The sequence below is a fragment of the Dokdonella immobilis genome, assembly GCF_900115085.1.
Classification (GTDB): Bacteria; Pseudomonadota; Gammaproteobacteria; order Xanthomonadales; family Rhodanobacteraceae; genus Dokdonella; species Dokdonella immobilis.
Window position 1 is genome coordinate 1 of sequence record NZ_FOVF01000051.1, and the last position, 12,788, is coordinate 12,788.

Here is a 12,788-nt window from a genome sequence, read left to right on the forward strand (position 1 = left end):
GATGTCGAACAGAGCGAAAAGCGCAGTCACTGGATCCCTGCCTGCGCAGGGACAACGGCGTGGATGTTCGAATCGTGCGGAAAGGCATCGCGCCTGAAGGCGCTCCTACAGTGGCAGCGGAGTGCCTCGCTCTCCGGAGGCGAGTGAACGCTCTGCTTCTGCCCCAGGAATGCGCCGCGAAGCGATGCCCAACTGTGCGCAAATCAGAATCAGTGGGTCCCTGCCCGGACGAAGTCCGGTCTGTCCTGAGCCCGTCCATGGACAGGGACGACAGCTCGGGAATCTCAGCGATTCCGCATGGAACCGAACCCGAATCCAGCCGAGAGCCCGCTCCAAAACAAGCCCAGGAAAATGCAGCCGAATTCACGAGTGCGCCTCGGCCACCACCGCAGAACCCGGCGTCGCATCATCATCCGCGACCTTGCTCGCCTTGCGCGCCGCGCGCTCGACGTAATACGCATCGGGCTTGCGATCGACCAGTTCATAAACGATCGGAATCACGACCAGGGTCAGCAGGGTCGAGACCGCGAGTCCGCCGATGACCGTGATCGCCATCGGCGAACGCACTTCGGAACCCTCGCCCAGGCCGATCGCCAGCGGCAGGAATCCGAGCAGTGTCGCCAGGGTTGTCATCGCGATCGGGCGCAGGCGAGATTCGGCGGCGAGAATGATCGCCTCGCGCTTGGCGCGGCCTTCCTCGCGCAGCTGGTTGACGCGGTCGATCAGCACGATCGCGTTCTTGACCACGATGCCGGCCAGCATGATCAGGCCGATGAAGACGACCACCGATATCGGCGTGCCGGTGAGCTTCAGCGCGAGCACCGCGCCGACCAGGGCCAGCGGAATCGAGAACATGATGACGAAGGGATGGACCAGCGATTCGAACTGCGAGGCCATGACCAGGTAGACGAGGAAGATCGCAAGGCCGAACGCGAACAGCATCGAACGGGTCGAAGCATCCATTTCCTCGCCCTGCCCTCCGATATGCACGGATACACCGGCCGCCAGCGGCGTACTCGCGAGGATCGACTTTACTTCGCTGACCGCACTGCCGAGATCGCCATGGCGCAGATTCGCCGAGATGATGGCGACGCGCTCCTGGTCGACCCGATGGATCTCGCTTGGTCCCTCGCTGGCGCTTACCTCAGCCACCGCGGACAGTCGGATCGGGCGATCGGCGCCTGGATTGACGATCAGGTTGCGGATGTCCTCGACGCTGGCGCGATCGGACTCGCGCACTCGGGCCAGCACGTCGATCTTGCGATCGCGGAAGTTGTAACGCGTGGCCACCTCGCCGCGCACCTTGGTGACCACGGCATCTGAAATCTGCCGCGTGGTCAGGCCAAATGCGGCGGCACGGTCCTGATCGAAGCGGATTTGCACTTCGGGATAGCCATCCTCGACCGTGGATTTGATGTCGGCAAAACGATTGGATTCGCCGAGCAGCTTGCCGAGTTTCTTGCCCGCGGTGGTCAACGCCTCCAGGTCGTAACCGCGGATCTCGATCTCCAGCGGCGTCGAAAAACTGAACAGGGCCGGTCGGGCGAATTTCACCTCGGCATCCGAACGCGTGGCCAGCGTCGCCCGCAACGCATTCATGGCCGCGGCTTCCTCGCGATCGCCGGATCCCGGCTTGAGCGTAACCAGCAGCCGCGCGATATTCTCGCCCGACTCGGTAGGCGTGGCATCGAGTCGCGTGCCGGTTCCGGCGACACCGTAGATCGAGGCGATGTTCGGATCGCGCGCATGCTGGCGCTCGATCTGGGTAACCAGCGCGTCGGTCTCGGCCAGTGGCGTGCCGGGTGGCAGCTTGATGGTCGTCTCGAAGCGGCCCTGGGCCAGGCTCGGGATCAGGTCCATGCCGAGGCTCGGGATGATCGCGATGCTGACCGCGAAGGCCAGCGCGGAGGTGCCGAGGACCAGCCACGGCCGATCCATCGCGCCAGGCAGCATGCGGTGGTAGAGCCGCGCGGAACGGTCATAGGTGCCGACGACGCGCCGGCCGAGCCAACGCAGCACGACGCCGATGGTCCAGTTGAAGAGCTTGGCCAGGAAACCGACGAATATCACGACCAGGCGCGGCAGGATCTGGAACAGGCCTTCACCAATGGCGCGCAGGATGCGCACGGGCACCCTCAGCAGCACGTTCCTCGGCAGCGGCTTCGGCGCTTTCGATGGCTCATCGCGGAATGCCAGCGGCGAGCGGCCCTGCAACGAAGCCATCATCGGAATCAGGGTCATCGCCACGACCAGCGAAATGAGCATGGCGAAGGTGATCGTCAGCGACTGGTCGCGGAACAACTGGCCGGCGACGCCTTCGACGAACACGAGCGGAAAGAATACGGCCACCGTGGTCAAGGTCGATGCGGTCACCGCCATGCTGACTTCGCTGGCGCCCTTGACCGTGGCGTCGAGGATCGAATGGCCTTCCTCGCGCAGCCGCGCGATGTTTTCGAGTACGACGATCGAATCGTCGACGACCATACCGGTGGCCAGGGCCAGGCCGCCGAGCGACATGACGTTGAGGCTCAGATCAGCCTGGCCCATGAAGAAGAACGTGGCGATCAGCGAGATCGGCAGCGAAAGTGAAATGATGAACGTGCTGCGGCCATGGCCGAGGAAGAAGAAGATCATCAGGATCGCGAGCGTACCGCCGATCAGGGCGTCGTTGCGGACGTCGTCGAGTGAGTGCTGGATGAATACCGACTGGTCGTCGATGGTGGTCAGGCTCGCGCCCGGCGGCAGGGTCGACTTGAGTTTTTCCAGGGCCTTGTTGACGGCGTTGGCGACAGCCACGGTATTGCCATCACCCTCCTTGTACACCGCCAGTTCGATGGCCTCGTGCGCATCGATGCGGACGATGCCTTCGCGTTCCTTGTAGCCCTGGCGCACGTCGGCGATGTCCTTGAGCCGGACCGGCACGCCGTTCTCGACCTTGACCAGCATCTCGCGCATCTGGTCGAGGTTGGAGAACTGGTTGATCGTGCGCACCAGATAGCGCTGGCTACCCTCCTCGATGCGCCCTGCCGAGACATTGACGTTTTCATTGCGCAGGCGATCGACGACGTCGCTGACCTTGAGGTTCAGCTGGGCCAGCTTCTGCTGGTCGACGGAGACGTCGATCTCGTCCTCGAGACCACCGCCGACCTTGACCGCGGCGACGCCGGCGACCGGTTCCAGGCGCTTCTTCAGTTCGTCGTCGGCAAAGCGACGCAGCTGCTTGAGTTCGGCCTCGCTCGATCCGGCCGCAGCCCCGGACCCACTGAGCCCGAGCCGGATAATCGGATCGGTGGACGGATTGAAACGCAGCAGGATCGGCTTCTTTGCCTCCAGCGGCAGGCTCAGGATGTCGAGCTTGTCGCGTGTTTCGAGGCTCGCCTGCTCCATGTCCGTGCCCCAGGTGAACTCGAGGATCACGTCGGACTGGCCGGTACGCGAGACCGAATGGATCTTGCGCACGTTCTTGACCACGCCAAGCGCTTCCTCGACCGGTTGCGAGATCAGGTTCTCGATCTCGATCGGCGCCGCGCCCTCGTACTCGGTGCGCACGGTCAGGGTCGGATAGGACAGGTCCGGCAGGAGGTTGACCTTGAGCCCGGACAGAGCGATCAGTCCGAACAGGACCAGGGTCAGCGTGGTCATGCCGATGGTGACGCGACGGCGCGTGGCGAAGTCGACGATGTTCACTGCACGCCCTCCAGCACCTGCACCGCAGTGCCGTCACGAACGGCCGAGCGGCCGAGGGTGACGACGCGATCGCCCTCGACCAGCCCGTCGAGGATTTCCACGTAACCGGAATCGCCGTAACCGACCTTGATCAGGCGGCGCTTGGCGACGAACGCCGGCAAGGGCGGCTTGTCCTTGCCGGGCTCGGCCTTCGCGGCTCCATCCTTCTTCTCCTCCTGCTTCGCCTTGATCAGCTTTTCCTTTTCCTCGGCACTCAGGCTCGAACCGGCAACGACCACGAATGCCGCCGTCTCGCCGTCTTCCTCGATCAGTGCGGTGCGCGGAATGGTCAGCACGTCGTCGTGCTTCGCATAGACGATCTCGAGTCTCCCGAACATGCCGGACTTGAGGCGCCCCGAGGCATCGCGAAATTCGCAGGTCACCCGGAACGTGCCGGTCGTCGAATCAACCACCGGGCTGATACGCTGGATACGCCCCTCGAACACCTGGTCGGGAATCGAATCGACGCGCATGTTGACGAGCTGGCCCGCACGCAGGGTGTTCAGCTCACGCTCCGGAACGTTGAGCACGGCCAGCAACGGATCGAAGTTGTCGATCTGGAACAGCGCCTGATTGACCTGGATGAAGTTGCCGACCTTGACCATGCGGCGCGAAATGACGCCGCTGATCGGAGCGACGATATCGGTGTAGGAAAGTTCGAGGCGGGCCAGATCGTAGGTGGCACGCTGGGTCTCGAGGTCATAGCGGATCTTGTCGTTCTGCTCGACGCTGAGCAGCTTGCGTTCGAACATCTCGCTCGATCGCCGGTAGTCGTTTTCGAGCTTGCGCAAGGTCGCCTGCGCCTTGGCGACATTGAGCCGTGGATTTTCGTCATCGAGCTTGGCCAGCACCTGCCCGGCCTTGACCTGGTCCCCCTCCTCCACCAGCAGCTTGAGCAGGACACCGCTGACCTTGGCCGCGACCTGGGCCTCACTTTCCGGCTCGAGCGTCGCCGTGCCGGTGTAGCTCGCACTGATCGAGCGGCGCGAGACCGGCACCGCCTCGACCGGCACCGATGTGTCGGCGGCCGCCTCCTCGGCCTTGGCCCCGCCATGATCACCGCCGCAGGATGCAACCTGGGTCAGAACGGCCAGGCCAAGGAAGAGTTGCGCGCCAAGGCGCAGCCGAAAACCGCTGGGAAATGAGCGCATTGCGCAGCCTCGAATTGACATGGTGTTATACTAGACCATAACACTATAGGACAGCAAGCCCCGGTATCTGGTCGTGCATTCCCGGATACGTCGGACGCGCGTCCGGTTGCCTGGCCGGCGGGGCAACGGGAATTCAATGCGATCGGCCTGCCCGGCGATCCGGGTCCCTGGTCGAAGCCTTGCGGTTTACCTCCCTCGCAAACGCACACGTTACGCACGCCGCGCGCAACTGTCTTGAGCCGATAGTCACGCGCTCATGTCTCGGCTGCCGCCGCCCCGACGCCAGCCCGTCAGGCTCGCATCAGGGCGCCCCGCGCCGTGCGGGCCCGACCGGTGTGCGCCGCTGCGCCGCATGGTGGGCCGCTGACCTCGACGCGCCAACTCGCTATACTCCGCGGCTTGCCACCGACCCCTTTTCCCTTTCAGCCGGATCCGGAACCTTCGAGATGACCCGAGCGCTGCTGTTCGTCCTTGCCCTGTTGCCCGCCAGCCTGGTTTTCGCCCAGGAGACCAAGGGCGATCCCGTCGAAGGCCGCCTCAAGGCCTACACCTGCACCGGCTGCCACGGCATCACCGGCTGGAAGAATGCCTATCCCAATTACCATGTGCCGCGCATTGGCGGCCAGAACTACGATTACATCGTCGCCGCACTCACCGAGTACAAGAGCGGCGCGCGCAACCACCCGACCATGCGCGCCCAGGGTGAAAGCATGAGCGATGCGGACATCCGCGATATCGCCGCCTTCCTTTCCAGCATCAACAGCGCGGAGTGAGCCGAGCGATGAACAGGATTTCCACGATCAAGCCGCTCCTCTCCCTCAGCCTGCTCGCACTGACCTCGATTTCGACCCTGGCCCTGGCCGCGACGCCCGGCAATGCCGCGGCCGGAAAAGCCCTGGCCCAGCCGTGCCAGGCCTGCCATGGTGCCGACGGCAATTCGACCGCACCGATCTATCCGCGCCTTGCCGGCCAGTATCCCGACTACCTGGCCCGTGCCCTGCACGAATACCGCGACGGCGGCCGGGTCAATCCGATCATGGCGGTCTACGTCGAGAAGCTTTCGGACCAGGACATCCTCGACCTGGCCGCGTATTTCTCGGCCATGCCCGGGAAACTCGACGACCTGCACGGCCACATGGAGCCGAAATAATCAGGCGCTGCCGGGCATCCAGAGCCACGCGCGAAAAAAATCCCGGCCTGGCCGGGATTTTTTTGTTGCTCAGACCGCCTTGCGCTCGAAATACGGTTTCCGGCCCTTGTCGTGATCGGTGACGTCGCGCACACCGGTCACCTCGGGAATCTTCTCGGACAGGGTCTTTTCGATGCCGTTGCGCAGGGTCACGTCGACCATGCCGCAGCCGTGGCAGCCACCGCCGAACTGCAGGACGACAATGCCCTCGGCGGTAATCTCGCGCAGGCTGACGCGGCCGCCGTGAGAAGCCAGTCGCGGATTGATTTCGGCATCGATCAGGTAGCGCACGCGCTCGACCACACTCGCGTTCTCGTCCGGAGGCGCTCCGCGCAGCTTGGGCGCCTTGATCGAGAGCTGGCCGCCGGTCGCATCGCGCGCGAAATCGATATTGGCGCCGTCAAGGAACGCTGCGCTGTCGGCCGCAACGAAGAGAGAGAAGCCGTTGCACTCGATTTCCCATTCGTCACCCGACAGATCCGCCGGTTCGCAGAACTCGAGCTGGCAATCACCCTGCGGCGTACCGGGCGCGATGGCGCGCAGGCGAATTCCAAGCCCCGGAGAATTCTGGCTTTGGATCAGGGAGCGGAAATGGTCCGCGGCGGATTCACTCAATTCGATCATGGCCTGGGTGTCCTTCTTAATCAGCACCATTCTAGTCCTCAATCGAGTTTCGTGCATCCGCACTTATACTTGCCGCCCCATCGTCGCCCCGGAGTGCCGCATGAAACCCGATGAACTGGCCAGCGCCCACTGCGCCCCACGCAAGGGCAAGGAGCATGCATTGGGAGCTGCCGAAGTGCAGCGCTATCTCGACCATCTGCCCGGCTGGACGCTCAGCGCCGACGGCAATGGCATCGTCAAGACGTATCGTTTCGAGGATTTCCATCGCACGATGGCCTTTGTCAATGCGGTCGCCTGGATCGCCCACGTCGAGGACCACCATCCGGACTTCAAGGTCAGCTATCCGAGCTGCGAACTGCATTACTCGACCCACGACGTCGGCGGTCTCTCCCTCAACGATTTCATCTGCGCCGCCCGGGTTGAGAGCCTCATTGGCCCGCATTGACCGCAGCGGCAGCCTGTCGACCGCACGCAAGCTCGCGCAAGCCACGGCGATCCTGGTCACGGCGGTGATCGCCATGCTCGCGCTCGCGCAACTCGCCCGCGTCCAGCTTGACCGGCATCTCGACGACAGGGCCGTCGCCATACTCGGTGCGCTGGTCCATGCCGAAACGCCCCATCGCTGGTCGCCACGACTGCCGGCCGACATCGTGGCCGCCCGGGCGTTCGGCACGGACCAAGCCGAGTTCCTCTCAACCGGCTTCCGTGTCCGTTCGTCCGGGCAACCGGTCGATATCGGCCTGGTGATTGCCGGTGCGATCGACCTGATGCGGTTTTCCGGGTTCGATGTGGGACTTGATGCCGAACAACCGGGCATGCTGTCGTTCCTCGTGCGCACGGACCTCGATGGACCGCTGTGCATCAGCACGGGCACGGCCTTCGACCCGGGCCAATCCCGAATCCGCATTCCCCTTGACCGGCTCGGCTGGACCTGCGGAGGCAAGCCGGCAGCGATGCCGAAACGGGCGGCGATGCTGCGACTGCGCTTCGAGCTGCCACCGACCGCGGCCGCGACCCTGCGCGAAGTCGAGGCCAGGCCGGCTTCGCCAATCTCGGTCGACGCCCTGGAACGACTTGAGCTTCCTCTGCTGCCCTCGCCGCGGGAGCCGCACGATTTCGATCGCGCCCTGGCGCGGATCGCGATGAACAGCCGCAGCGAATCCTGGCCGGTCCTGCAATTGCCCTTCGACGGACGCGTCGAACAGATTCTCGTTGCCCGCGACAGGATCACGGCCACCCTGCCGGATGCGGTGATTGTCGCCAACGGCGATTTCCCGCGCGTCGCCAGCCGGGCGCGACTCTGGGAGCCGACGCCCGCAACAGATGACTCGATCGTGCTGCGGTCGACGATGCTCGGAGTCTATGCCCTGCTGCTGCTCGTGCTGCGGATGCGGCCGCCGTTGGACTATCGGCTGCGCGCATTGCTCGAATTGCTCGGCGTGACAGCCGTGCCTCTGGGCCTGATCGTGGGTGGATTCATCGGCGACGATATCGACCCGCTTCATCTCGCCGCGTGCGCGATCACCCTGCTTTTTGCCTTGAGCCTGTTGTTCGGCGGGGCGCCGGCACAACCCTCGGCGCGGACGCTCAAGCGGGGCTGGTGGGTTGCGCTCGGCTCGTTCGCGCTGACCCTGGGCGTCGTCCTCTACATGACTCACGGAAAACTGCCCCAGCAGTTGCCCGAGTCGTCGCGCGTACTGCACTACGCGGCCTGGGCCGCGATCCAGCAATTCCTGATTTGCGTCATCGTCGCCGAACGTATCGAGCGCGTGCTCGGTTCGGCCTCATGGGGGCTGCTCGGCGCCGCCCTTGTCTTCAGCCTGCTGCACACGCCGAATGCGATGCTCATGCAGCTCACCTTCGTGGCCGGGCTGATCTGGGTCTGGAATTGGCAGCGTCATCGCGCACTTCTGGCCAACATGGTGGCGCATGCCGCCTGCGGTTTGCTGCTGACCCAGTCGCTGCCGAAGGAGTGGCTGCACTCGGCCGAAGTCAGCGCGCGATTCTTCCTGCTCGGGGGTTCCTGATCCTGCCTTCGCCTGCGCGGCCGTCGACGCCCGGTATCGGCCGGCTGGCGGGTCAGGGTCGCTGCAGTGAATCGAGCACCTTGCGCAATTCGGGCGGCAACGGCGCGCTGAATGCGTAGCGCCGCTCGTCGATCTCGAACTCGAAGCGCGCCGCGTGCAGGAACAGGCGTTTCAGGCCATGTTTGCGCATGGCCTGGTTGAATGAGCGTTCGCCGTATTTCTCGTCGCCGGCGACGGCGTGGCCGACATGGGCCGCATGCACGCGAATCTGATGCGTTCGACCGGTTTCGATCGCTACCTCGCAAAACGTGGCATCGGCAAACGACTCGAGCCGGATCAAATGCGAGACCGAGGGCTTGCCCGCCTCGTCGACGCGCACCATGCGTTCGCCGCCCTGCAGGATCGACTTGCGCAACGGCTGGTCGACCGTGATGCGGGCCTGGGCCAGGCGCCCGTGCAGCAGGGCCAGGTAGTGCTTGGTCGCCCGACCTTCGCGGATGACCGTCTGCAAGGCCGTCAGGGCCGAGCGCTTGCGCGCGAACACGAGCACGCCGGAGGTATCGCGATCGAGCCGATGGACCAGTTCCAGGGTGTCCCTCGGCCGCGACGCGCGCAGCAGTTCGATCGCGCCGAAGCTTATTCCGCTGCCGCCGTGGCTGGCGATACCACTGGGCTTGTCGAGGACCAGGAACTCCCGGTCTTCGTGGACGATCGCCTCTTCGATCCGGTTCATCTGGGCGCTGGCCGGGCGATCGGGCTCGCCGCGCTCGGCCACACGAACCGGCGGAATACGCACCTCGTCGCCGGCGCTCAGTCGTGTATCGGGCTTGGCCCGGCGCCCGTTGATGCGGACTTCCCCGGTCCGCAGGATGCGGTAAACCAGGCTGCGCGGCACACCTTTCAGGCGTCCGGCAAGGAAATTGTCGATGCGCTGACCATCGCGATCTTCGTCAATCCTGACGATTTGTACTTCAGGCCGCACGACGGGGCTCCGCTGCCGGGGAACTGCCCGGATCGGCCGCGGCAGACCTGCCGACCCGCCTGAACGGCGCCAGTCCGGTCCCGGACCCGACCCCGGAGCCAGCCAAGACGGCTTCTGCAAAGTTGGCCGAAGTGTGTGTCTTCATTGAATAAATCCGGAGTCGACTGCTACACTGCGCCGGCGTATCGCGCCGTCATCCGGCCCTCGATTCCGAGAGCCGGAGACAATATCTAGGCGCATTCGTCCGTCACGTCCATCCGTGCCCTGGTGCCCGAACTCAGGTTGAGGGGTACGCAGGTTCGAAAAGCCCGGACATCGTAACGGTTCGAATCGGAGATTGCTTGCCGCCCTTGCGGTGGCAAAGGGTCACCGGAATCGCATGCACCAAATGAGCGCTGGCGCCCGGAAAGCGTCGGCAATTTAACAAGAACAGGCGCTCCCGCGGCCGGTACTCCGGTCCAGTCGGATCGCGCGGCGCGAAGCCTTCGGGCAGCGCGTTCACGCGCGGCAGCGGTTCGAGAGCCTGCGAAGGAATCACTACAATGAAGCGCATGTTGATCAACGCAACTCAGCGTGAAGAGTTGCGCGTGGCTATCGTGGATGGCCAGACCCTGTTCGATCTCGACGTCGAGATCCCCTCCCGCGAACAGAAGAAGTCGAACATCTATCTCGGCCGCATCACCCGGGTCGAACCCTCGCTGGAAGCCTGCTTCGTCGAATACGGCGGAGAGCGTCACGGCTTCCTGCCGATGAAGGAAATTTCGAAACAGTACTTTACGCCCGGCGTCGATGCGAACAAGGCCGGCATCCGCGAGCTGATCAAGGAAGGCCAGACCATCGTCGTCCAGGTCGACAAGGAAGAGCGCGGCAACAAGGGCGCGGCGCTGACCACCTTCATCAGCCTGGCTGGCCGCTATCTCGTTCTGATGCCGAACAACCCGCGCGCGGGTGGCGTTTCGCGACGCATCGAAGGCGAGGATCGGCAAAGCCTCAAGGACACCATGGATGACCTGCAGCTGCCCGATGAAATGGGCCTGATCATCCGCACCGCAGGCATGGGCCGCGACGCCGAGGAGCTGCAATGGGACCTCGACTATCTCCTGCAACTGTGGAAGGCCATCGCCGAGGCGGCGACTTCGCGGCCGGCTCCGTTCCTGATCTACCAGGAATCGAAACTCATCATCCGCGCCCTGCGCGACTACCTGCGCAACGACATCGGCGAGATCCTCATCGATCACGAGGAGCTCTACAACGATGCCCGCGAGTTCGTGCAGCAGGTCATGCCGAACAACCTGCGCAAGCTCAAGTTGTACCAGGACACGGTACCGCTGTTCTCGCGCTTCCAGATCGAATCGCAGATCGAGAACGCATTCGAGCGCACCGTGCGCCTGCCCGCTGGCGGCTCCATCGTCATCGACCAGACCGAAGCCCTGACCGCGATCGACATCAACTCGTCTAAGGCCACCAAGGGCAGCGACATCGAGGAAACGGCCTTCCACACCAACCTCGAGGCCGCCGCCGAGATCGCCCGCCAGTTGCGCATCCGCGACGCCGGCGGCCTGATCGTCATCGACTTCATCGACATGGACAGCCCGCGCCACCAGCGCGAGGTCGAGGACAAGCTCAAGGACGCCATGCGCGTTGATCGCGCGCGCGTGCAGATCGGCCGGATCTCGCGCTTCGGCCTGCTCGAACTGTCACGCCAGCGTCTGCGTCCGTCTCTCGGCGAGGCGACCCAGATCGTCTGCCCGCGCTGCGACGGCCATGGCCGCATCCGCAGCGTCGAATCGCTCTCGCTGTCCGCGCTGCGCCTGGTCGAAGAACATGCGATGAAGGAGAACACCGGGCAGGTGCTGGTCCAGGCGCCGCCCGCCGTGGCCAACTTCCTGGTCAACGAAAAGCGTCGTCAGCTCAGCGAGATCGAGCGGCGCCAGGAAGTCCAGGTGATCGTCGTTGCCGACGACAAACTCGAGACCCCGCATCTGCACATCGAACGCATTCGTGCCGCCGATGTCGGCGAAGACACCAAGCCGAGCTACCAGCGCCTGACCCCGGTGGAGGCCACGCCCCTGCCGCAGTTGGCGCAGGCAGGCGAGGAACCGGAGCAGCCCGCGGTAAGTCGGGTCGTGCCCGCCAGCCCCGCACCGGTCAAGTCCGAAGCGGTCGCGGTGCAGGAGGTCGAAGTACCGGCACCTGCAAGCGGAGGCTTCTTCGCCTGGCTCGGTCGCCTGTTCGGCGCCGGTTCGGCCGCGAAGGCTGCTGCGCCGGCCGCCCGTCAGGGTAGCCCACACGGTGGGCGCGAGCTGCGCGAACCGCGCGACGCCCGCTCTGGCGGACAACGATCGCAAGCGCAGAACCGGGGATCACGCGGGGATTCGGCGCGCAAGGAAGGCGGCCGCGGCGAATCACGCGATGGGCGCAAGCCACAACAGCAGAAATCACAACGTGCGGACTCCGCGCAACGGGCACAACGTGACGGCCGGAAGCCGCAGACTGCTGCGGCGGCGCAATCAGGTCGCCCGAAGCCCGCGACAAAAGCCGAACCGACCGCGGTCGCCCAGGCCGATCCGGCGGCGGAAGAGAAGAAGTTGCAGGTCGCCGAGGCGGCCGGTATCGCCACGGACGCGAATGCGTCGACAACAGAGAGCACCGGCTCGAGCGGCAAGCGTCGTCGCGGCCGCCGTGGCGGCCGCCGTCGCCGCAAGGGCGAGATCGACTCGGACAACACGGGCTCCGCCGCGCCCGGTGTCGCCGAGGCGCGGGTCGCCCACGAGGAATTCGATGACGAGGATGCCGAGCACCGAAGTGCGGGCATGCGCAATCGTGGCAACCGGCCAGGTAAGGAGGCCGCTCAGGCTGGCGACAAGTCAGCGGACCAGGCCGCCGGTCGAGACGAAGCAACGTCGAACGCGGCGAAGCAGACATCGCCTTCAGCCGACATGAAGCCCGCGGCGAACGATTCGGCTCCGGCCCAGACTCGGGCTCCGGCCCAGGCTTCGGCTCCGGCCCAGACTTCGGCTCCGGCCCAGACTTCGGCTCCGGCCCAGACTTCGGCTCCGGCCCAGACTTCGGCTCCGGCCCAGACTTCG

General features: G+C 64.9%; 10 protein-coding genes. 5 read left to right on the forward strand and 5 right to left on the reverse strand.

Going from position 1 to position 12,788, the window contains the following annotated elements:
- Positions 1-363: 363 nt before the first annotated feature.
- Positions 364-3,687 (reverse strand): efflux RND transporter permease subunit, encoded by a 3,324-nt coding sequence (locus tag BM125_RS19045; protein WP_092410959.1) that lies wholly within the window; start codon positions 3,685-3,687, stop codon positions 364-366.
- On the reverse strand, positions 3,684-4,877 hold the full coding sequence (locus tag BM125_RS19050; protein WP_175498205.1) for an efflux RND transporter periplasmic adaptor subunit: 1,194 nt from the start codon (positions 4,875-4,877) through the stop codon (positions 3,684-3,686). The genes BM125_RS19045 and BM125_RS19050 overlap by 4 nt, the downstream gene beginning before the upstream one ends.
- A gap of 446 nt (positions 4,878-5,323) precedes the next feature.
- Here BM125_RS19050 and BM125_RS19055 point away from each other — a divergent pair, with 446 nt between their 5' ends.
- Positions 5,324-5,650 carry a c-type cytochrome gene (locus tag BM125_RS19055; protein ID WP_092410963.1) on the forward strand — a complete coding sequence of 109 codons (327 nt, stop codon included), beginning with the start codon at positions 5,324-5,326 and terminating at the stop codon, positions 5,648-5,650.
- Between the two features lie 8 nt (positions 5,651-5,658).
- Positions 5,659-6,027 carry a c-type cytochrome gene (locus BM125_RS19060; RefSeq protein WP_092410965.1) on the forward strand — a complete coding sequence of 123 codons (369 nt, stop codon included), beginning with the start codon at positions 5,659-5,661 and terminating at the stop codon, positions 6,025-6,027.
- 69 nt (positions 6,028-6,096) lie between these two features.
- Here BM125_RS19060 and BM125_RS19065 read toward each other — a convergent pair whose 3' ends face one another.
- Entirely contained in the window at positions 6,097-6,690 is a 594-nt protein-coding gene (locus BM125_RS19065) for an NfuA family Fe-S biogenesis protein (RefSeq protein ID WP_092410973.1), read from the reverse strand.
- A gap of 100 nt (positions 6,691-6,790) precedes the next feature.
- On the opposite strand from BM125_RS19065, the gene BM125_RS19070 reads away from it, so the two are divergent.
- A complete protein-coding gene (locus BM125_RS19070) occupies positions 6,791-7,135 on the forward strand; it encodes a 4a-hydroxytetrahydrobiopterin dehydratase (RefSeq protein ID WP_092410967.1) in 345 nt (114 codons plus the stop codon).
- Complete coding sequence (locus tag BM125_RS19075; protein WP_092410969.1) at positions 7,122-8,717, forward strand: type II CAAX endopeptidase family protein; 1,596 nt, start codon at positions 7,122-7,124, stop codon at positions 8,715-8,717. The genes BM125_RS19070 and BM125_RS19075 overlap by 14 nt, the downstream gene beginning before the upstream one ends.
- Positions 8,718-8,769: 52 nt before the next feature.
- Here BM125_RS19075 and BM125_RS19080 read toward each other — a convergent pair whose 3' ends face one another.
- Positions 8,770-9,732 carry an RluA family pseudouridine synthase gene (locus tag BM125_RS19080; protein WP_425429646.1) on the reverse strand — a complete coding sequence of 321 codons (963 nt, stop codon included), beginning with the start codon at positions 9,730-9,732 and terminating at the stop codon, positions 8,770-8,772.
- A gap of 244 nt (positions 9,733-9,976) precedes the next feature.
- Positions 9,977-10,261 carry a hypothetical protein gene (locus tag BM125_RS20010; RefSeq protein WP_139225119.1) on the reverse strand — a complete coding sequence of 95 codons (285 nt, stop codon included), beginning with the start codon at positions 10,259-10,261 and terminating at the stop codon, positions 9,977-9,979.
- Here BM125_RS20010 and BM125_RS19085 point away from each other — a divergent pair.
- Positions 10,242-12,788, forward strand: a 2,547-nt coding sequence (locus tag BM125_RS19085; protein ID WP_092410971.1) for a ribonuclease E/G, incomplete at its 3' end; no start/stop codon positions are given. The genes BM125_RS20010 and BM125_RS19085 overlap by 20 nt on opposite strands.

What these genes read in the sequence shown, in the direction of transcription:
- BM125_RS19055 (WP_092410963.1), top strand. Translation starts at nt 5,324, where the DNA reads ATGACCCGAGCGCTGCTGTTCGTCCTTGCCCTGTTGCCCGCCAGCCTG.
- BM125_RS19060 (WP_092410965.1), top strand. Translation starts at nt 5,659, where the DNA reads ATGAACAGGATTTCCACGATCAAGCCGCTCCTCTCCCTCAGCCTGCTC.
- BM125_RS19050 (WP_175498205.1), bottom strand. Translation starts at nt 4,877, where the DNA reads ATGCGCTCATTTCCCAGCGGTTTTCGGCTGCGCCTTGGCGCGCAACTC.
- BM125_RS19065 (WP_092410973.1), bottom strand. Translation starts at nt 6,690, where the DNA reads ATGATCGAATTGAGTGAATCCGCCGCGGACCATTTCCGCTCCCTGATC.
- BM125_RS19070 (WP_092410967.1), top strand. Translation starts at nt 6,791, where the DNA reads ATGAAACCCGATGAACTGGCCAGCGCCCACTGCGCCCCACGCAAGGGC.